The organism is Mesorhizobium sp. B2-7-2 (assembly GCF_006440775.1).
In the GTDB taxonomy this organism is placed as follows: Bacteria; Pseudomonadota; Alphaproteobacteria; order Rhizobiales; family Rhizobiaceae; genus Mesorhizobium.
Genome location: NZ_VFTZ01000013.1, coordinates 37,943 through 55,780 on the forward strand (window position 1 = coordinate 37,943; position 17,838 = coordinate 55,780).

The following is a 17,838-nucleotide window of genomic DNA, read 5'->3' on the forward strand; positions in this document are numbered from 1 at the left end:
CAAATTTGACCGCGACTCGGCTTGCCTTCTCGATCCTCACAGGCTTTAGTGCGCGGCCATGGGCAAGGAAGTCGAGCGTAAGTTCCTGGTCTCCAGTCCCGCCTGGCGCGATGAGGTCGAGGCGGAAATCCGCATTCGTCAATTCTACGTCGCCGCACAGCCCGGCCGCTCGGTGCGGGTGCGCATCAGCGACGAGCGCTCCGCCAAGCTCACGCTGAAGTTCGGCGACAGGGCGCGCGAGCGCGACGAATTTGAATATTCGATCCCGCTTGGCGAGGCTGAGGAATTGATGGCGTTCGCCGTCGGACGTGTCATCGAGAAGACACGCCACCATGTTAGACACGGCGGCTATCTCTATGAAGTCGATGTTTTCGGCGGCGAGCTCGCGGAGCTGGTGATCGCGGAGCTGGAGACGCCGGAGGACATATCTGACGAAATGCTGCCCGACTGGCTCGGTCGCGAGGTCACCGGCGAGTCGAGGTTCTACAACGCGTCGCTGGCCCTCGGGGGGAATCCGGAGATCGCCGCATGAGCTTCCGCATCGATCCGCGTTTGCCGCTGACCGGCGAGGTCAGGCGCATATTGGCCGACGAGATCGGCAAGGCAGTCGCCCATCTCGAGATGGCGCGCGAGAAGCCGGAGCAGGGACTGCACAAATGCCGCAAGCGGCTGAAAAGCGTGCGCGCCTTGCTACGCCTGGTTCGTTTCGGGGACGAACCGTTCTGCCAGACCGAGAACGAATGTTATAAGCAAGTATCGGCGCTGCTGGCCGGCCCGCGCGAGGCGACCGCCTTGATCGAGACCGTCGACCGCTTGGCCGATGCCTTTCCGGAACAATCGGCAGGCGGCGGTCTCGACCCCGTGCGCGAGCGGCTGGTGCTGCGCCAGCACGAACTCCACGCCGGCCCCGGCCTTGACGCCGCCATCAATGCGGCGATCGCCGCTTGCCGGGAAGGCCTGGAGCGCATCGACAGGCTGGCTTTGCCCGATCAGCCGGAGCAGGCGGCCGATATATTGGCCGACGGCGCCCGCGCCACCTTGCGGCGGGCGAAAAAGGCGCTGGACAAGGCGGAGTCGCGCGGCGAGGCCGACGACTTTCACGACCTGCGCAAGGCGACAAAGACCCACTCCATGCATCTGTCGCTGCTCGGCCGCCTGTGGCCGACACCGATCAAGGCGCGCCGCAAGGCGGTCGACAGGCTCGGCGAAGAGCTCGGCGAATTGCACGACGTCTTCGTCATGCGCGCCCTGCTCGACGCCGAAGGCGAGCCGCTCGGCCCCGCCGACGAGACGAAGCTTCTGCGCAAGCTGTTGAAGCGCTCCGAAAAGAGCTTGGCCAAGGCCTGCCTTGCCGATGCCGCCGACCTGTTCGGCGACAGCCCCAAGCGCTCGGCCAAGAGATTGGCCCGCAAGGCGCGCGACGATCTCGCCGGACCGCAGGAAGAAGCAAAAGCGGCGTGACGCCAGCCTCACCTTCTCCCCTTGTGGGAGAAGGTGGCCGCGAAGCGGCCGGATGAGGGGTGCTCCAGGGAACGAGGCGTTGGCGATTGCGGCTTTGGACGAGCGCTTCGGCCAAGCTGGAACACCCCTCATCCGTCTCGGCGCTGCGCGCCGATCCACCTTCTCCCACAAGGGGAGAAGGAGAAGGCGCTACGCCGGCAACGCCCGTTTCCCTTTCGCGCCGCCATCGGCCCTGGCCCCCGCATCCCTCGGATGCGGGCCGATCGGCATGATCGCGGGAAAGGGCGTCGCTCCGAAGGCAAAGGTCCATTTGTAGCCCGTGAGCTCGTCCTCGGGCGTGGTGTGCTGGTCGTGATGGGCAAGCAGCCTGGCGCGTTCGGCGAGCTCCTCGGCCTCGCGCCGCAGCATTTCCGCCGTTTGCGGCCGCATGCGCCTGGAAAAGCTGATGAAGGTCGCGCCCTGCTCCATTTGGCCGATCGCCCAGCCGATGAAGTTCTTGTTGGTCATCTCGAAATGCGGCTTCAGCGGACCTTCGAAATCCCATTGGATCGGCGTCTCGACGAGCAGCCTTGCCGACAGGCCGCGCCCTAGCGCCACCAGCCCGAGCTCCTCGAGGTCGCGCAGGTAGAGGAACATCGAAGCTTCGCTCAGGCCTTGCGAGCGCATGATGCCTTCGGACGTGAACTTCTCCGACAGCATGACGAAGACGAACAGCAGCGCCGGCCGCGCCGCCAGCCGGCGCTCGATCTCCGGCGCGACGCGGTTGGCCGGCCCCGGCCCGCGGTTCATCGCGCCGAGCACGTTCTCCAGCTCGACATCGGCCGCGGCGCAGATCTCCATCAGCCGGTCGAGCTTGCAGTTCTTCTCATGGAAGATGCGCTTCACCGTCGGCTCGGAAACGCCCATGCGCTCGGCCAGTGTCCGATAGGTCAGGCCCTTGGCCTTCAACGTCCGTTTCAGCGCCTCGAAGATCGGACCGTTCATGGAATGCACCTCGTTTGCGCGAATTCGTATTGAACTGCGATACTAGGCTTGTTCCGGCTTCCAGGAAAGTATCGAAAATCCTAGCTCTCTGCCGTCATCACCGGAGAGCACCCATGAAACACCTCATCGCTTCAACCGTCTTCGCCGCCATCTCCGTGTCCGTCGCGCAGGCCGGCGAACTCTGGCGGGCCACCGGCTTCGAGCAGCCGGAATCCGCGCTTGTCGATACCGCCCACAACCGCATCGTCGTCTCCAACATCGTCGGCAATCCCGGCGCGGTGGACGGCAATGGCTACCTGTCGCTCTTGTCGATGGACGGCAAGGTCGTCTCTCGCCACTGGGTGGACGGCATGGACGCGCCCAAGGGCATGGCGATCGCCGGCGGCAGGCTCTACGCCGCCGACATCACCAAGGTGCGCGTCGTCGATCTCGCCAGCGGCAGACTGGTCGAGACCATTGATGTGCCGGGCGCTGTGTTTCTCAACGACATGACCGCCGACGGCGCCGGCAAGGTCTATGTCAGCGACATGCTGGCCGACACGATATACCGCATCGACGGCGACCGACCGGAGCTGTTCGTCAAAGATGCGCTGCTCGCCTCGCCGAATGGCGTCTTCGCCGATGGCGACAGGTTGATCGTCGCGTCCTGGGGCAAGGGCATCGACAAGACCGATTTCAGCACCGCCGAGCCCGGCGGATTGCTGTCGGTCGACCTCGCCACCAGGAAGGTCGCGCCGTTGCCCGGCGCGCAAAAGTTCGCCGACCTCGACGGCGTCGTCGCCATCGGCGACACCATCTACGCCACTGCCTACATGACCGGCACGCTCTACGGCTACAAGCGCGGCGGCGCGCCGACGGCGATAGCGCAGTTCAAGCCGGGCAGCGCCGACATCGGCACAGACGGCAGGCGCATCTTCGTGCCGCTGATGGGCGAAGGCGAGGTCGTCGCGCTATCGCTGGATTCCTCGCAGGATTGATCGCGGCGCTGAAGCTGCCGCCCTTGAGGGGAGGTGTCCGGTCTACCCTCCGAAGCTGCTGCGGAGGACGGGCAGGACAGAGGGGGCGCTGTCTCGCCAACCTCTCGCATTTCGGCTTGCCGGCTTAGCCTTGCGGGTTCTGCGCCGCGGTGGCCTTGAGGCGCACGCCCCGGCCGCCGCGCTCGCTGGCCTGGTTCTCGCCGATCAGCTCCACGCCGACCTCGTCGAGCGCCTGGATGACCTTCATCAGCGTGTCGACCACGCCCCTGACGACGCCGCCGCTCGCTTCCATGCGCTGGATCGTCGGCAGCGAGACTCCGGCGCGCTCGGCCAGCGTCTTCTGGTCGATGCCCGTCAACGCCCGCGCGGCGCGCATCTGTGCGGCAGTGATCATCGGCCGGAATCCACCTTTGAATTTATAAAAAGATGTATACTATAAATGTTACGATGTCTCAAGCATCATTATAGATGTACTAGGCATCGGTCAATCGCTGTCGGCTACCACTTTGCGTCGCTGCAGCAGGCGGGCCGCGAGCCAGCACAGCATGGCCCAGGCAAAACCCGCGCACCAGCCTGCAAGCACGTCGGAGGGCCAATGCACGCCGAGATAGACGCGGCTGGCGCCGACCAGCACGGTGGTGAGCACGGCGAGGCCGAGCACGAAGACCTTGGTCGTCCGGTCCGGCAGGAAGCGGGCCGCCAAGGAACCGAGCGTCAGATAGGTCACTGCCGACAGCATGGCATGCCCGCTGGGGAATGAGAGCGAGGTCTCGGTGACGAGATGCGAGACGAGATCGGGCCGCGGCCGGTCGACCTCGAGCTTGAGCAGGCTGGAGAGCGCTTGCCCGCCGGCGACGGCCGCGAACATGAACAGGGCTGTCGAGGGTCTGCGGATCAGGAGCAGATAGGCGATCGTCGCCGTCGTGATCAGCGCCAGCACGGCGGTGCTGCCCAGCGCGGTGATGTCGCGCACCGCGCCCTCCAGCCAAAGCGGGCCGATCGGGCTGTCCGGTTGCCCGGCGTGGCGGAAGGCGAGCAGGATTTCCGTATCGAAGGCATGCGGCGTCGTCGCGCGCGCCACCTCCATGAGTTCCACCAGGCCCCACAGCCCGCCGGCGATCACCAGCCCAGCCACGAGCACCGGGAATTCCAACCTGTTGAGGAGCGCGTTGGCGGTCGATTTCATTCGGGCCCTCGGGTCCAGCTACAGCCGCTGCATATAGGGCCCGAGCGTGATCAGCGCGACGGCGGCGATCGCCAGCACCACACCGGTCGCCTGCAAGGCATTGAGCCGTTCGCCGAAGAAGGCGAGCGCCACGACATTGACTGCGACGAGCTGGATCACCGCCGACAGGCTGAACGATACCGACATGCCGAACTCGCGTACCAGCCTCAGCATGATCAGATTGCCGGCCGAGTAGAGCGCCAGCGTCAAAAGGAGCTTGGCCAAGCTCGGCGCCATCCCCCATTGCTTGGCCGCCGTCGCCGCCAGCAGGAATATCACGGTCGAAATGCCGAGCTGCGCCAGTCCCCAGAAACTCACCTTGCCCTCCCCTTTTTAAGCGCCGTCGCCACGCCGGCCAGCCCTTGTTTCCGAAGCGGGCGATGTCGTCAAGCTGACCGCAGCCAAGCGCAGGCGCTCAAGGGGCCGAAGCCGGGTGTCGCAAAAGCCGCCGCGAGCCGGCAAACAACTATTGCGGTTCTATCACGGCAGTGTCACGAAAATGTGATCGGCGCGCTTTAGGGGTCGAAGGGTCAAAATCCCCAGCCACTCAAGAAGCCAGAGGACAACTCATGACCGTGACCCCTGAGACCCGTTTCCGCACCAGCCAGCTCGAGGAAAATGACGGCCCGCCGGTCAACCCGACCGACAACCGCACCATGGGCGAGATCATCGCCGCGCGTTTCTCGCGCCGCGGCTTTCTCATGGGGTCGCTGGCCGTGTCGGCCATCGCCGCCACCGTCAGCCCGCTGGCGCTGATTGCGGCCGACGAGGCGCGCGCTGCTGAGGCTTCGGCCTTCAAGTTCGACGAGCTCGAAGCCGGCATCGACGACAAGCACCATGTCGCGCCCGGCTATGACGCCGACGTGCTGTTGCGCTGGGGCGATCCGCTGTTTTCCGATTCCCCCGACTTCGATCCGCTGAAGCAGTCGGCTGAAGCCCAGGCAAGACAGTTCGGCTACAACAACGACTATGTCGGCTATATTCCGATCGACGGCTCGGCCGAGCACGGCCTTTTGGTCGTCAACCACGAATACACCAACCCGCATCTGATGTTCCCCGGCATCGTCTCGGTCGTCGAGAAGGACGGCAAGAAGAAGGCCGAGGTGGCGCCGCTCTCAAAGGAGCAGGTCGATGTCGAGATGGCCGCCCATGGCGGCACCATCGTCGAGATCCGCAAGCAAGAGGGCAAATGGCAGGTGGTGCGCGACGGCAAGCTCAACCGCCGCATCATGTCCACCACCGAGATGGCGCTCTCCGGCCCGGTGGCGGGCCATGACCGCGTCAAGACCAATGCGGACCCGTCCGGCACCAAGGTCATTGGCACCCTCAACAATTGCGCCGGCGGCGTCACGCCCTGGGGCACCTATGTGATGGCCGAGGAGAACATCCACGGCTATTTCTCGGGCGAATTGCCGGAAGGCCACAGCGAAGCCGCCAATTACAAGCGGCTCGGCATTCCGGAAGGCGCCTATGAGTGGGGCACGCATTACCATCGCTTCAATCTTGCCAAGGAGCCGAACGAGCCGAACCGTTTCGGCTGGATCGTCGAGGTCGACGTCAACGATCCCAACTCCATGCCGAGGAAGCGCACCGCCATGGGCCGCTTCAAGCATGAGGGCGCCGAATCGATCGTCGCCAAAGACGGCCGCGTCGTTTTCTATCTCGGCGACGACGAGCGCTTCGACTATGTCTACAAATTCGTCACCAAGGGGATTTTCAACCCGAACGACCGCGCCGCCAACTTGGACCTGCTCGACGACGGCACGTTGCATGTGGCCAAATTCGCCGAGGACGGCTCGGTCGAATGGATGCCGATCGTTTTCGGTCAAGGCCCGCTGACGGCCGAGAACGGCTTTGCTTCCCAGGCCGACGTTCTCATCGAGACGCGCCGCGCCGCCGACCTGCTCGGCGCCACCAAGATGGACCGGCCGGAGGATATCCAGCCCAATGCCGGCAACGGCAAGGTCTATGTCATGCTGACCAACAATTCCAAGCGCAAGTCCGAGCAGGTCGACGCCGCCAATCCGCGCGCCGACAACGCTTTCGGCCACATCATCGAGATCGTCGAGGACGGCGGCGATTTCGCCGCCACCAAGGGCAAATGGGAAGTGCTGTTGAAATGCGGCGATCCTTCCGTTGCCGATGTCGGCGCCACCTTCTCGACCGCGACCACCGCCCATGGCTGGTTCGGCATGCCTGACAATTGCGCCGTCGATTCCGCCGGGCGTTTGTGGGTCGCCACCGACGGCCAGGGCCCGAAGGCCACCGGCCGCACCGACGGTCTCTGGGCGGTCGATACCGAGGGTGACGCGCGGGCAACGTCGAAACTGTTCTTCCGCGTGCCGATCGGCGCCGAAATGTGCGGCCCGCTGTTTTCGCCGGACGACCAGACCGCTTTCGTCGCCGTCCAGCATCCGGGCGACGGCGGCGAGGACTGGGAAGGTTTTGGCCGCCCGTCCTATTACGAGGACCCGTCGACCCGCTGGCCGGATTTCAAGCCGGACATGCCGGTGCGGCCGTCCGTCGTTGCCATCACGAAGCAGGGCGGCGGCAAGATCGCGGTGTGACGCGCTAGGGGTAGCACGGACCGACAGCTCGTCGTTGGGGATTGGCTAACGCCCTCCCCGACGTCGTCATTCCAGGGCGGAGCAGGAGCGAAGCTCCGTCGCGTAGACCCTGGAATCCATGCCGTGACCGCGATCGCAGGGCGCAGCGGAGCAGAATTCTGCACCGTTGCGACGCTCGCATGTCACGGAATGGATCCTCGGGTCTGCGCTTCGTCGCTACGCTCCTCGCTCCGCCCGTGGATGACGAAGCGAGAGACATCCGCTGCCGGTGCTTATTCGGCGCGTTGAACCATGGCCATGTTCATCCTGCTTCTCAAACGGAAGCCGATCGATTCGTAGAGTCCGGTCGCCGCGGCATTGCTTTCATAGGCGTGCAGGTATGGTACCTCGCCGCGTGCTGCGATCCGGCCGGCGACGAACGTTGACAGCAGGCTGGCAAGACCGCGGCCGCGAAAGTCCGGATGCGTGCACACGCCGCTGAGCTCGCTGCAGCCAGGCTGCTTCATGCGCTCGCCGGCCATCGCCGCCAGCCGGCCGTCGATCCTGATGCCCCAGAAATCGCCGAGGCTCAGCGCCTCCAGCGTGAAGGGACCGGGCTTGGTGAGCAACGCGAGCGCCAGCATTTCCGCTGCGTCGTCTTTCATCAGCTGCCGGATGCGCCCGTCTGGTGTCGCCGGCATCGGCTGCTCGGCGATCATCTGCACCAGCGTCGCCGTCGAAACAGCGGAAATTTGCGGCGGCAAGGCGATCTCGTCCGCCTGGACCAGCACGGCGGCTTCGCCCGGTGGGAGAAGCCTGGCCAGCGCCCGCAGGCTGTCCGCATCGTCGGCTGCGGTGGCCGCGAAAGGAACGATCGACGGGCGATATCGCCTCGCCAGCTCACCCCCTTCGGCGAGAGCCTGGTGCCGCGTCGTAAGCGCGCTCCAGATGGGGCGGTCGAGAAGATGTTTCACGACGCGGCCACCCTGGTGTTTTCGGCGCGACGATCGAGCGGCGTCGCGGCCAGACGATCCTCGATGGCGGCAAGCTGGCCGAGCAGCGGCCCGGAAAGATCGGCGCACAGACCCGCTACGGCATTTTCGATGCTCGGCCAGATCTCCCGCTTCGCCTGGTCGACCAGCCGCCGGCCGTTGCGGCTCAGCGAAACGATCCTGCGCCGCTGGTCGTCATTCGAAGGGTTGACCTCGACCAGTCCCAGCTCGGCAAGCAGCGTCGCGCTGCGCGTCACGCCCGGTTGCGCGACGCCGAGAGATTGCGCCAGCTCTCCGACCGGCAGCGGACCCAACCTGTCGAGCGCGGCGAGCAGCGGGTACTGACTCGACTGGATGCGCACCTCCAGGCGGTCGAGCACGCGCTGCGTATCGGCCTGCAATTGCTCGCCTATTCGTTTCATCCGGCTGCCGAGGCAGAGAAAGCCGAGGGATCGAAGGACGTCTTCCATAGCACCATTCGCCTATATCTATAACTTGATATATAACATTGCATGGAAATATCAAGCCCTACACGCGCGTGGCGCGTTTCCGATGGACGATACGGACGCTTTGGGACATTTGCTCTTCATTCGCCGCCAATTGCATCCTATATCGCGCTGGCGCGACGTGACCGCAATCGGCCGCGCCGGCGATTCGTGACCTGAGGGGGCAGGTCATCCATTCTTGGCACGCGGAGCTCATGGCGCCCCTGCGCATCTATTTCGACAGGCTTCTCGATGCCGTGGCACCCAAGGTCCCGCGACGCGACCTGACGGACGACGAGCGCCTGGCGCTGGTGCGCCGTTACGGCGACTTCTCGCTCGCCTATTCGACGGCCGTGCAGCAGAAACTGTCCTATTTCAGCGATGGCGACGGCTACATCGCCTTCGGCACCAAGATGAGCCGTCATTTCGCGCTTGGCGATCCGGTGGCAGACCCGGCCGACCGTCCGGCCTATATCAAGCGCTTCGTCGAGGCTGCCGGCAGCCCCTGGTTCGTCCAGGTCGGCGCCGACACGGCCAAGGTGCTCGCCGGCCTCGGCTACCAGGTCAATCGCCTCGGCATCGACACCAGGCTGCCGCTGCCTGCGCATGATTTTTCCGGCAGGCGCAACGAGACCGTGCGCTATTCCGAGCGCTGGCTGACGAAGAAGGGCTTTACCCTCGCCGAGGACAAGGGCGACGGGCTGCAGGACGAGATCAAGCAGCTTTCCGCCGACTGGCGCAAAGAGCGTATCATCAAGCGCTGGGAAATGGGTTTCCTCAACCGCCGTTTTTCCGAAGAGATCGGCGCCGACATGCGCCGCTTCCTCCTGCACGGCCCTGAAGGCCGGCTTCTCGCCATCCTCGACTTCGACCCGTTGTTTCGCGACGGCAAGGTCATCGGCTACACCACCTCCTTCAAGCGCAAGCAGGTCGATGCGACGCCACATGCCGAGATCGGCCTGACCAAATTCGCCGTCGACCGCTTTCGCGAGGAGGGCGTCTCGGAGGTGACGCTCGGGCTCTCGCCGCTGCTCGACATCGAGCCGAGCGGCTTCGCCGAATCGGGCTTCTGGCGCGGAACCTTCCAGCGCGCCTACAACTCGCCCTGGATCAACCGCTCGCGCTTCAACCTGCAGGGCCAGGCGGCCTTCAAGCGCCGCTTCCATGGTGTCGAGGAGCCGACCTACATCGCGTTCCGCAAAGGGACTTTCGTGGAAATGCTGGGCCTGCTGCGGTTGATCAAGGCGATCTGAATACGCTTGGTTTTCCGGGCATCCCAGGCATTCTTGCGCCAGCCGGATGAACCGTGGCTGGATCATGGCAGTTCTCTTGCTCGGTAAACTGCATCAACTGGTATCTTGCATAAACAGGTAGCTTGCTATATCTGTTTTGTAAACCGGGAACCAAGCTGTCCGGTGAACCGGAATGCGACATGACCGACTCGATCCAGGTGCAATTGCGAAAAGGCGCGCTCGACCTGTGCGTGCTGGCCGTGCTGTCGCGGGGTGAAAGCTATGGCTACGAAATCGCCAGCCAGCTGGTCGCCGCGGTCGGCATGGGGGAAGGCACGATCTACCCGCTGATGCGCCGCATGCAGAATGACGGCCTGGTCGCCACCCGCATCGCGGAGTCGAGCAACGGACCGCCCCGCAAATATTACCGGCTCTCGCCGCTAGGACAGAAGGCGTTCGAAGCGCATCGCCGCGATTGGCGCTCGCTCGTCGGCGCGATCGACAAAATTCTCGAGGATCTGCCATGACCAAGGACGCTTTCCTGCAGACGCTGAGACAGGGGCTGGCCGGCCTGCCGGCGCACGAGATCGACGACATAGTCGGCGACTATAGCTCCCATTTCGCTGATGCTTCCGGCCGCGGCGAAGCGGAGGTCGCGGCGGCGCTGGGCGATCCGGCCAGGCTCGCCCGCGAGCTGCGCGCCGAGGCCGGGCTGCGCCGCTTCGAGGCGCATTGGAGCATGTCCAACATGCTGGGGGCGACACTCGCGCTTGCCGGTCTTGCCTTCGTCGATCTCGTCCTGCTGCTGCCGCTTCTGCTCACCGCGATCATCCTTGGCATCGGGCTTGGCATCACGCTTGTCGCCATCGGCGCGCTGGGCATCAAGATCATCCTCACGACGCTGCTGTTCGATCCTGCCGGAACGCTCACCGCCGTGCTCGGCCGCCTCTTCATCGGCGCCGGGCTGGTGAGCGGCTTCATCGGCGGCGGCGCCTTGCTGTTGCTCGGGTTCAGCGCCGGCCTACGGGTCGTCGGGCGCTACGCCAGGCTGCATTCGCGTCTGGCGCGACCTGACCGCGATCGCGCCTGAGCTTTGTTTGTCATCACGTGGAAGGAACCGCACAATGACTGGAAAACTGGCATTCGTCGCGACAGCGGGGCTGACCGGCGCAATCGTCTTTCTGGCGCTTGGCATCGGGCTTTCCGGGCCGGACTCGATCTATGCCGGCGGCTCGTGGATCGGCGGGCAATCCACCTGCGGAAAGTCCACCTCCACGACGAAACAGGTCACGCTGCCGTTCAGCGCCGGCGATGGTTTCACCATCGCCGTTCCGGCAGCGGTGCGCTACCGGCCGGGAGACGTGGCGCAAGCCGTCGTCAGCGGCGAATCGGTCCTGGTCGACCATGTGCGGATGGAAGGCAGCAAGCTCAGCCTGGACTGCGATCCGGGCTGGTTCAACAACCGCGTCGACGTCACCCTGTCGGGGCCTGCGATAACGGACTGGAAGATAATCGGCAGCGGCGATCTCGCCCTGGACGAGATCAACCAGCCCGCGCTGCGGCTGGACATCCGCGGCAGCGGCAGCATCACCGCCGCCGGAACGGCTCAGACCGTCGACCTTCAGATTTCCGGTTCAGGCGACGGGCGTCTCAAAAACCTGACCGCCCAATCTGCTAAGGTCGATATCCGCGGCAGCGGCGATGCCGAGATCACCGCGCAGGCGGATGCGGATGTCTCGATTTCCGGTAGCGGCGACGTCGATGTCTACGGGCACCCGACCATGCGGCGTTCGCAGGTGCGCGGCAGCGGCAGCATCACACAGGTGCCGTAAAAACAAAGGCTCTGCGGCGGCTGAGCCCTGTTCAGTTCCTCAACCGATAGCCCGTCTTGAAGATCCACGCGACGATCGCGATGCAGATCGCCAAAAACATCACCGTCATGCCGAGGCTGACGCCGACCGAGACGTCGGCCTTGCCGTAAAAACTCCAGCGGAACCCGCTGATCAGGTAGACGACCGGGTTGAACAGCGTGATCGTCTTCCAGATGCCGGGCAGCATGTGGATCGAATAGAAGCTGCCGCCGAGGAAGGTGAGCGGCGTCACGATGAGCAGCGGCACCAGCTGCAGCTGCTCGAAGGTCTTTGCCCAGATGCCGATGATGAAGCCGAACAGGCTGAAGGTCACCGCGGTCAGCACCAGGAAGGCGATCATCCAGAATGGGTGCTCGATCCTGAGCGGCACGAACAGCGCCGCGGTGGCCAGGATGATCAGGCCGAGCATGACCGACTTGGTCGCGGCACCCCCGACATAGGCGATGATGATTTCCAGATAGGACACCGGCGCCGACAGGAGCTCGTAGATCGAGCCGACGAATTTCGGGAAATAGATGGCGAAGGAGGCGTTGGAGATCGATTGCGTCAGGAGCGACAGCATCATCAACCCCGGCACGATGAAGGCGCCATAGGCGATGCCGTCGATCTCGGTGATGCGCGAGCCGATGGCCGAGCCGAAGACGACGAAATAGAGCGATGTCGAGATGACCGGCGAGATGATGCTCTGCAGCACCGTGCGGAAGGCGCGCGCCATCTCCACCCGGTAGATCGCCCATACCGCACGAAAATTGGGGGCAGCCCGCAGGTTCATGGCTCTTGCCTCAGAAGATTGACGAAGATCTCCTCGAGCGAGCTGTTCTTGGTGTCGAGGTCGCGGAACTGGACGCCGGCCGCCTCGAGGTCGCGGATCAGCGAGGCGACGCCCGGACGGTCGCTCTGGTTGTCATAGGTGTAGGTGAGCTGGTTGCCGTCGTCCGACAGCTCCAATGAATAGTGCGACAGGCCGTCCGGAACGGCGGCGAGCGGCGCGCGCAGCTCCAGATTCATCTGCTTGCGGCCGAGCTTGCGCATAAGCTCGGCCTTGCCCTCGACCAGGATGATCTCGCCCTTGTTGATGACGCCGACGCGGTCGGCCATCGCCTCGGCCTCCTCGATGTAATGCGTGGTGAGGATGATGGTGACGCCGTCCTCGCGCAGGCGCCGCACCATCGCCCACATGTCCTGGCGCAATTCGACGTCGACGCCCGCGGTCGGCTCGTCGAGGAACAGCACGCGGGGCTCGTGCGACAGCGCCTTGGCGATCATCAGCCGGCGCTTCATGCCGCCCGACAGCGTGATCGCTTTGGAATCCTTCTTGTCCCACAGCGAAAGGTCGCGCAGCACTTTCTCGACGAAGGCCGCGTTGGGCGCCTTGCCGAACAGGCCGCGGCTGTAGTTCACCGTCGCCCAGACCGTCTCGAAGGCGTCGATGGTGAGCTCCTGCGGCACCAGCCCGATCAGGCTGCGCGCGGCGCGGTAGTCCCGGCCGATGTCGTGGCCGTCCACGGTGACGGTGCCTGAAGAGCGGTTGACGATGCCGCAGACGATCGAGATCAGCGTCGTCTTGCCGGCGCCGTTCGGCCCGAGCAGCGCGAAGATCTCGCCGCGCTCGATGTCGAGATTGATTTCCTTCAGCGCCTTGAAGCCGGTGGCATAGGTTTTCGTGACACCGGAGATCGAGATGATGGATGACATGCTGAAATACGGCCGGCTGGAAAAGGTGATCTCATATAGGTCGGATGCCGCCCGGTGCAACTGTGAATCGCCGCTGCTGCTGACAGTTCTGGACAGGGAGGGCGTCTTTCTCCCCGGTTGCGTAGAGAAATGCCCTGCGACGGGATGAATGAGATCGATCGGAGACTGCGCGAGCTGCCGGCGCCGCGTCTATCCGACCTGTTCCAAATGGTTCAACTTTAAATAGGTGCTTGAGAAAATTGCAATTGTGTCGCCGCACTATTGGGGGATGTTCAAATTCGCACAGAGCTATCCGTTTCGCAGAGGTCTGGTTGGCGTTCTTTACGGCCTGATCTTTGCCGGGTTTTCCGTCATGGCCTTCGGCTTGTCGACCGCGCATTGGATAGCTCGCACCTGGGGAATCTCTGGCTTGCTGATTTCCCTCATGGCGTACATCGCCGTCATGACGCTTCTTTTTTGGGTTGTGAATAGGGTCAACGACGCGGCCCCAACGTTTACGCTTCCACCTGGCGACGCGATCCGGGTTGGACCGCCGATTGAAGAAACTGTCGAGAACACAGCCGTGTCGCTGGAAACAGCTCTGAAGACAGCACAGTTTAAGCAGAAGTGATTGTGGGTGCCCTCATCGATGCCCGATCTAATCGCAAGCGGCTAAGTTGCCGCTTGTCGGCCGGCAGTATTTTCACCGTTCCTTTCTGTGAAATCGGCGCAGACGCCCGGGATTGGCGGAAGCCTCCCAACCTCGTCATCCACGGGCGGAGCAAGGAGCGAAGCGACGCGCGCGAGTATCCATTCCGTGACGCATGAGCGCTGCTGCGGTGCAGAATTCTGCTCCGCTGCACGTTTGATCAACGTCACGGAATGGATTCCAGGGTCTGCGCGACGCCGCTTCGCGGCTGCTCCGCCCTGGAATGACGAGGTTGGAGGCCAATCGCCAGCGTTTGCACTGATTTCACGGAAATGAGCGGCCAAAGTTCCCTGCGTCGAACAACTAACCCTGCGTCCAGAACGCGATCTCCTGCGCCTTGGTCCTGAGCTCGGTCTTCAGCCACTGGTCGTCGTCGTCGAGATAGCTCCACGGCGTCCTGCCTTGGGCCCGCATCTCGCGGATGTAGGAGCGGTAGCGGTAGTGGCTGTAGACCGACATCGCGTAGGTGGCATAGGCGGCGGCGAGCTTCCTGTGGCCCCGCACGATCACCAGGTTCTCGTCGTTCTTCTCGCTCGCCGGCGCCGAGAAATTGTGGCTGCCGGTCACCACCACGCAGTCGTTCGAATGCGGGTCGGTCACCAGGATCTTCGAGTGCACGATGGCGTGGCCGATCTGCGACAGGAAGCTCCGCCGGTTGACCTCGGCGATCCATGGCCCGAGCGGCGTATCGAGGCCCTGCGGCTGCGCCACCGCATAGTGGTCGGGCGTGAATTTCCGGTCGCTGCTCACCAGGTCGATGTCGAGGAAATTCTGCTCGGTGCCGCCCTCCTCCGCGCTCAGCGTCGAGACCACGCCGCGCACATACATGCCCTTTTCCCTGGCGCGCTGGCCGGCCAGCGTGTGCAGCCCCTGCTTGCCCGGCGTGAACATCAAGAACAGCACCGCCTGTTTGGCTGAGGCGATGACATCGCGCAGCGCCGCCATGTCGGCACCATCCGAGGTGCGGGTGAACCAGACGGTCGCCTTGGCGGTCCCGACCGTGAAGGTCTTGGGGGCATCGTTGTCCGCCATCAGCGCCGGCGTGAAATTGGCCGGGTCGGTCTTGGGCGGCGAGGCGTCCTTCAACAGGTCCCAATGCTTGCGGAAATGCGCCGCGACCGCCGCGTCCTCGATCAGCAAGCCGTTGTTGACCTGCGTGCACAGGCCGGTCGTGCTCCAGTTGGTGCTGCCCGTCCACGCCATCTTCGGCTCGCCGTCCTTGGACACGACGACGAATTTGTTGTGGCCGAGGCCTTTCGATTTCAGCATCCGGTCGATGGTCGCGATGCCGTGGTCGTTGAGGTTCCTGCGCGCGTCCTTGTTGCCGTCGCCACTTTTGTCGGAGCCGTTGGCGAGGATGAGATGGAGCCGCGGCCCGAGCCCGATCAGCGCTGTCTCCAGCGTCGCGTCGCCGAGCTCGTAGAGCGCGGCGTGTAATTCGTCGCCGGCGACCTGCGTCAGCCCGACCATGCGCAGCCCGAGATCGCCTTCGAGGAAAGCGCGGAATTTTGCGTCGCCATTGGTCTGCAGGCTCTTCTTGAAGGCCGCGGGCGACAGCTTGTTCTTGGCCATGTAGCGGGCGACGAATTGCGACAGCACCAGGCCGCGATTGAAGTAGCAGGAAAAGCCGCCGCCCGCGTCGGTGGCAAGTGTCGCCCAGTCCGTCCAGTCGCTCGACACGCCCTTGGTCAGCGGCTTGCCGGGGCCGGCGCTCATCATCGCGGTCACCCGGTAGCGCACGACATTGCCGACATCGGCCGCATGGTCGGTCCAGTTGAAGCGCTGGAACGGCCAGACGTCCGACGGCCTGTGGTCGCCCGATTTCGGCTTGTCCTTGGTGAAGCCGACGCGGTTCTCCACCGGCTCGATCCTCTCGCTCGCCCCGGCCTTGCGGCCGCGCTCGAGCAGAAAGCCCCGGCATCCGGCGATGAAATCGCTGGGCGCCCAGGCGACGAAGGCGTCGTCGCCATTGGTGTAGACGGAGACTTTTATGTCGATGGCCATCTGTCGTTCCTCCCATCCGTCGTTGTTCCCGAAGTGTGGCCGGTATGCCCGGCCATCAACGCAGCCAACAAGAATCCGCCCCGGAAGCACGGCCCCGGATCAGCTGAAACAGAATTGTCGAAAGAGTGACGGCGATGATTATGTGGCGGCAGAAGATCGGATGTCAATGTTTTGCAGCGTCAAGTATAATTCTATGAACTGCTTCACATTGTGTTTTGTTTGCCAGCAAAACAAAGGCCCGAAAGTTCGGGCCGGCCTGGAGCAATTCCAGGAAAAGCGAGAGCGGCGAGGTTGCCATTTGTCGGGCAGGACGTTCACCGTTCCCCTTCCGTGAAATCGGCGCAAACGCAGGCGATTGGCTGAAGCCTCCCAACCTCGTCATTCCAGGGCGGAGCAAGGAGCGAAGCGACGCGCGGAGACCCTGGAATCCATTCCGTGACCTTTGCCGTAGGGCACAACGGTGCAGAATTCTGCACCGTGAGCGACGCTCATACGTCACGGAATCCTCGGGTTTGCGCGCGTCGCTGCGCTCCTTGCTCGCCCGCGGATGACGATCGCGATGAGCGTTTCGGCCAATCGCCAAGGCATGCCGCCTGCGGACACAGACCCAGCGATCGAAAGATCCCAGCCTCGTCATTCCAGGGCGGAGCAGCCGCGAAGCGGCGTCGCGCAAACCCTGGAATCCATGCCGCGACCCTTGCCGTAGGGTACAACGGAGCAGAATTCTGCACCGTTGCGGCGCTCATACGTCACGGAATGGATCCTCGGGCCTACGCGCGTCGCTTCGCTCCTTGCTCCGCCCGTGGATGACGACGAGTGGGTGTCTCGTCAGCTCTTGCTGGAGGCCAGCACCAGCGCCGGCTTCTCGCTGTAGAGCTTGGGGAACAGCGTCTTCAAATTCTCGATCTTGGGCAGGTCGTTGTAGACGATATAGGGATAGGTCGGGTTCAGCGTCAGGAAGTCCTGATGGTAATCCTCGGCCGGGTAGAAGGTCTTGCCGGTCTCCAGCGTGGTGACGATCGGCTTGCCGAACACCTTGGCCTTGTCGAGCTGGGCGATATAGCTCTGGGCGACCTTCTTCTGCTCGTCGTTCTCGGCGAAGATCGTCGAGCGGTATTGCGTGCCTTGGTCCGGACCCTGGTAGTTGAGCTGCGTCGGATTGTGCGCGACCGAGAAATAGACCTGCAGCAGCTGGCCGTAGGTGACCTTCGACGGGTCGTAGGTGATCTCGACGGATTCGGCGTGCCCCGTGCGGCCGGTGCCGACGACTTCATAGACGGCGTTTTCGCCGCTGCCGCCGGTATAGCCGGACACCGCCTTGCTGACGCCCTTGACATGCTGGAACACGCCCTGCACGCCCCAGAAACAGCCGCCGGCGAAGATAGCCTTCTCGGTGCCGCTCGCCGCCTTCTCGTCCAGAGCCGGCGGCGGGATCACCACCGCGTCCTCGGCCGAGCGGGCCGGTGTCTGCCACAGAGCCGCTGCCGCCACGGCCGCAAGGCCGAGCACTGCCAACGTGCCGCGGGCGAAGAATGGCGATCGCCGCGCGGCCTTTGCCTTTATGCCGTTCATGTCCTGATCTCCTGTTGTTGCTTCATTATATACGAACGCAGCCGCGAAGTGGTTCTCACTTTGCCGTGCGGCTGTTCTTGTGAGCGGCGGCGCTCCCCCGGCCCTT

At 64.0% G+C, this 17,838-nt stretch carries 19 protein-coding genes; 9 read left to right on the forward strand and 10 right to left on the reverse strand.

Features of this window, described 5'->3' with window-relative positions:
- Positions 1 to 58 precede the first annotated feature (58 nt).
- Together FJ425_RS18425 and FJ425_RS18430 are read left to right on the forward strand one after the other, a co-directional pair.
- A complete protein-coding gene (locus FJ425_RS18425; RefSeq protein WP_140725181.1) occupies positions 59 to 532 on the forward strand; it encodes a CYTH domain-containing protein in 474 nt (157 codons plus the stop codon).
- Positions 529 to 1,461 carry a CHAD domain-containing protein gene (locus FJ425_RS18430; RefSeq protein WP_140545793.1) on the forward strand — a complete coding sequence of 311 codons (933 nt, stop codon included), beginning with the start codon at positions 529 to 531 and terminating at the stop codon, positions 1,459 to 1,461. Before FJ425_RS18425 ends, FJ425_RS18430 begins: the two co-directional genes overlap by 4 nt.
- Before the next feature lie 189 nt (positions 1,462 to 1,650).
- Here the strand turns inward: FJ425_RS18430 and FJ425_RS18435 are convergent, their stop codons facing one another.
- The gene (locus tag FJ425_RS18435) at positions 1,651 to 2,445 is read right to left on the reverse strand and encodes a helix-turn-helix transcriptional regulator (protein ID WP_140725184.1); all 795 of its coding nucleotides are present in this window, start codon (positions 2,443 to 2,445) and stop codon (positions 1,651 to 1,653) included.
- Between the two features lie 113 nt (positions 2,446 to 2,558).
- On the opposite strand from FJ425_RS18435, the gene FJ425_RS18440 reads away from it, so the two are divergent.
- Positions 2,559 to 3,422 (forward strand): SMP-30/gluconolactonase/LRE family protein, encoded by an 864-nt coding sequence (locus FJ425_RS18440; protein WP_140725187.1) that lies wholly within the window; start codon positions 2,559 to 2,561, stop codon positions 3,420 to 3,422.
- Between the two features lie 124 nt (positions 3,423 to 3,546).
- On the opposite strand, the gene FJ425_RS18445 is transcribed toward FJ425_RS18440, so the two are convergent.
- The 3 genes from FJ425_RS18445 to FJ425_RS18455 form a co-directional block, all read right to left on the reverse strand.
- Positions 3,547 to 3,816, reverse strand: a complete 270-nt coding sequence (locus tag FJ425_RS18445; RefSeq protein ID WP_140633335.1) for a helix-turn-helix transcriptional regulator — start codon at positions 3,814 to 3,816, stop codon at positions 3,547 to 3,549.
- Positions 3,817 to 3,906: 90 nt separating this feature from the next.
- The gene (locus tag FJ425_RS18450; RefSeq protein ID WP_140633332.1) at positions 3,907 to 4,608 is read right to left on the reverse strand and encodes a phosphatase PAP2 family protein; all 702 of its coding nucleotides are present in this window, start codon (positions 4,606 to 4,608) and stop codon (positions 3,907 to 3,909) included.
- Between the two features lie 18 nt (positions 4,609 to 4,626).
- Positions 4,627 to 4,965, reverse strand: a complete 339-nt coding sequence (locus tag FJ425_RS18455) for a hypothetical protein (protein ID WP_140546700.1) — start codon at positions 4,963 to 4,965, stop codon at positions 4,627 to 4,629.
- A 251-nt stretch (positions 4,966 to 5,216) separates the two neighbouring features.
- On the opposite strand from FJ425_RS18455, the gene FJ425_RS18460 reads away from it, so the two are divergent.
- Positions 5,217 to 7,214: a PhoX family phosphatase gene (locus tag FJ425_RS18460; RefSeq protein WP_140725190.1), complete on the forward strand. Its 1,998-nt coding sequence runs from the start codon at positions 5,217 to 5,219 to the stop codon at positions 7,212 to 7,214.
- A 272-nt stretch (positions 7,215 to 7,486) separates the two neighbouring features.
- Here FJ425_RS18460 and FJ425_RS18465 read toward each other — a convergent pair whose 3' ends face one another.
- Positions 7,487 to 8,167: a GNAT family N-acetyltransferase gene (locus FJ425_RS18465; protein ID WP_140546698.1), complete on the reverse strand. Its 681-nt coding sequence runs from the start codon at positions 8,165 to 8,167 to the stop codon at positions 7,487 to 7,489.
- Positions 8,164 to 8,655, reverse strand: a complete 492-nt coding sequence (locus FJ425_RS18470) for a MarR family transcriptional regulator (protein WP_140633323.1) — start codon at positions 8,653 to 8,655, stop codon at positions 8,164 to 8,166. The genes FJ425_RS18465 and FJ425_RS18470 overlap by 4 nt, the downstream gene beginning before the upstream one ends.
- 230 nt (positions 8,656 to 8,885) lie before the next feature.
- On the opposite strand from FJ425_RS18470, the gene FJ425_RS18475 reads away from it, so the two are divergent.
- From FJ425_RS18475 to FJ425_RS18490, 4 genes are all read left to right on the forward strand, one after another.
- The gene (locus tag FJ425_RS18475) at positions 8,886 to 9,923 is read left to right on the forward strand and encodes a phosphatidylglycerol lysyltransferase domain-containing protein (protein WP_140725192.1); all 1,038 of its coding nucleotides are present in this window, start codon (positions 8,886 to 8,888) and stop codon (positions 9,921 to 9,923) included.
- Between the two features lie 179 nt (positions 9,924 to 10,102).
- Positions 10,103 to 10,429: a PadR family transcriptional regulator gene (locus tag FJ425_RS18480; protein ID WP_140546695.1), complete on the forward strand. Its 327-nt coding sequence runs from the start codon at positions 10,103 to 10,105 to the stop codon at positions 10,427 to 10,429.
- Positions 10,426 to 10,992: a DUF1700 domain-containing protein gene (locus FJ425_RS18485; protein ID WP_140546694.1), complete on the forward strand. Its 567-nt coding sequence runs from the start codon at positions 10,426 to 10,428 to the stop codon at positions 10,990 to 10,992. Before FJ425_RS18480 ends, FJ425_RS18485 begins: the two co-directional genes overlap by 4 nt.
- A gap of 34 nt (positions 10,993 to 11,026) precedes the next feature.
- On the forward strand, positions 11,027 to 11,734 hold the full coding sequence (locus tag FJ425_RS18490; protein WP_140725195.1) for a DUF2807 domain-containing protein: 708 nt from the start codon (positions 11,027 to 11,029) through the stop codon (positions 11,732 to 11,734).
- Positions 11,735 to 11,765: 31 nt separating this feature from the next.
- Here FJ425_RS18490 and FJ425_RS18495 read toward each other — a convergent pair whose 3' ends face one another.
- A complete protein-coding gene (locus tag FJ425_RS18495; RefSeq protein WP_140546692.1) occupies positions 11,766 to 12,545 on the reverse strand; it encodes an ABC transporter permease in 780 nt (259 codons plus the stop codon).
- Positions 12,542 to 13,468 carry an ABC transporter ATP-binding protein gene (locus FJ425_RS18500; protein ID WP_095770129.1) on the reverse strand — a complete coding sequence of 309 codons (927 nt, stop codon included), beginning with the start codon at positions 13,466 to 13,468 and terminating at the stop codon, positions 12,542 to 12,544. Before FJ425_RS18500 ends, FJ425_RS18495 begins: the two co-directional genes overlap by 4 nt.
- Positions 13,469 to 13,694: 226 nt before the next feature.
- Between FJ425_RS18500 and FJ425_RS18505 the strand changes: the two genes are divergently transcribed.
- Positions 13,695 to 14,078, forward strand: coding sequence for a hypothetical protein (locus FJ425_RS18505; RefSeq protein WP_140633314.1), 384 nt, complete (start codon positions 13,695 to 13,697; stop codon positions 14,076 to 14,078).
- Between the two features lie 381 nt (positions 14,079 to 14,459).
- Here FJ425_RS18505 and FJ425_RS18510 read toward each other — a convergent pair whose 3' ends face one another.
- Together FJ425_RS18510 and msrA are read right to left on the reverse strand one after the other, a co-directional pair.
- Positions 14,460 to 16,160, reverse strand: coding sequence for a phospholipase D-like domain-containing protein (locus tag FJ425_RS18510; RefSeq protein ID WP_140633311.1), 1,701 nt, complete (start codon positions 16,158 to 16,160; stop codon positions 14,460 to 14,462).
- A gap of 828 nt (positions 16,161 to 16,988) precedes the next feature.
- Positions 16,989 to 17,732, reverse strand: a complete 744-nt coding sequence (msrA, locus tag FJ425_RS18515) for a peptide-methionine (S)-S-oxide reductase MsrA (RefSeq protein ID WP_140633308.1) — start codon at positions 17,730 to 17,732, stop codon at positions 16,989 to 16,991.
- Positions 17,733 to 17,838: the final 106 nt, after the last annotated feature.

Excerpts from the sequence above, each read along its gene's own strand:
- FJ425_RS18425 (WP_140725181.1), top strand. The coding sequence starts at position 59 with ATGGGCAAGGAAGTCGAGCGTAAGTTCCTGGTCTCCAGTCCCGCCTGG.
- FJ425_RS18430 (WP_140545793.1), top strand. The coding sequence starts at position 529 with ATGAGCTTCCGCATCGATCCGCGTTTGCCGCTGACCGGCGAGGTCAGG.
- FJ425_RS18435 (WP_140725184.1), bottom strand. The coding sequence starts at position 2,445 with ATGAACGGTCCGATCTTCGAGGCGCTGAAACGGACGTTGAAGGCCAAG.
- FJ425_RS18440 (WP_140725187.1), top strand. The coding sequence starts at position 2,559 with ATGAAACACCTCATCGCTTCAACCGTCTTCGCCGCCATCTCCGTGTCC.
- FJ425_RS18445 (WP_140633335.1), bottom strand. The coding sequence starts at position 3,816 with ATGATCACTGCCGCACAGATGCGCGCCGCGCGGGCGTTGACGGGCATC.
- FJ425_RS18450 (WP_140633332.1), bottom strand. The coding sequence starts at position 4,608 with ATGAAATCGACCGCCAACGCGCTCCTCAACAGGTTGGAATTCCCGGTG.
- FJ425_RS18460 (WP_140725190.1), top strand. The coding sequence starts at position 5,217 with ATGACCGTGACCCCTGAGACCCGTTTCCGCACCAGCCAGCTCGAGGAA.
- FJ425_RS18470 (WP_140633323.1), bottom strand. The coding sequence starts at position 8,655 with ATGGAAGACGTCCTTCGATCCCTCGGCTTTCTCTGCCTCGGCAGCCGG.
- FJ425_RS18475 (WP_140725192.1), top strand. The coding sequence starts at position 8,886 with ATGGCGCCCCTGCGCATCTATTTCGACAGGCTTCTCGATGCCGTGGCA.
- FJ425_RS18480 (WP_140546695.1), top strand. The coding sequence starts at position 10,103 with ATGACCGACTCGATCCAGGTGCAATTGCGAAAAGGCGCGCTCGACCTG.
- FJ425_RS18485 (WP_140546694.1), top strand. The coding sequence starts at position 10,426 with ATGACCAAGGACGCTTTCCTGCAGACGCTGAGACAGGGGCTGGCCGGC.
- FJ425_RS18490 (WP_140725195.1), top strand. The coding sequence starts at position 11,027 with ATGACTGGAAAACTGGCATTCGTCGCGACAGCGGGGCTGACCGGCGCA.
- FJ425_RS18495 (WP_140546692.1), bottom strand. The coding sequence starts at position 12,545 with ATGAACCTGCGGGCTGCCCCCAATTTTCGTGCGGTATGGGCGATCTAC.
- FJ425_RS18500 (WP_095770129.1), bottom strand. The coding sequence starts at position 13,468 with ATGTCATCCATCATCTCGATCTCCGGTGTCACGAAAACCTATGCCACC.
- FJ425_RS18510 (WP_140633311.1), bottom strand. The coding sequence starts at position 16,160 with ATGGCCATCGACATAAAAGTCTCCGTCTACACCAATGGCGACGACGCC.
- msrA (WP_140633308.1), bottom strand. The coding sequence starts at position 17,732 with ATGAACGGCATAAAGGCAAAGGCCGCGCGGCGATCGCCATTCTTCGCC.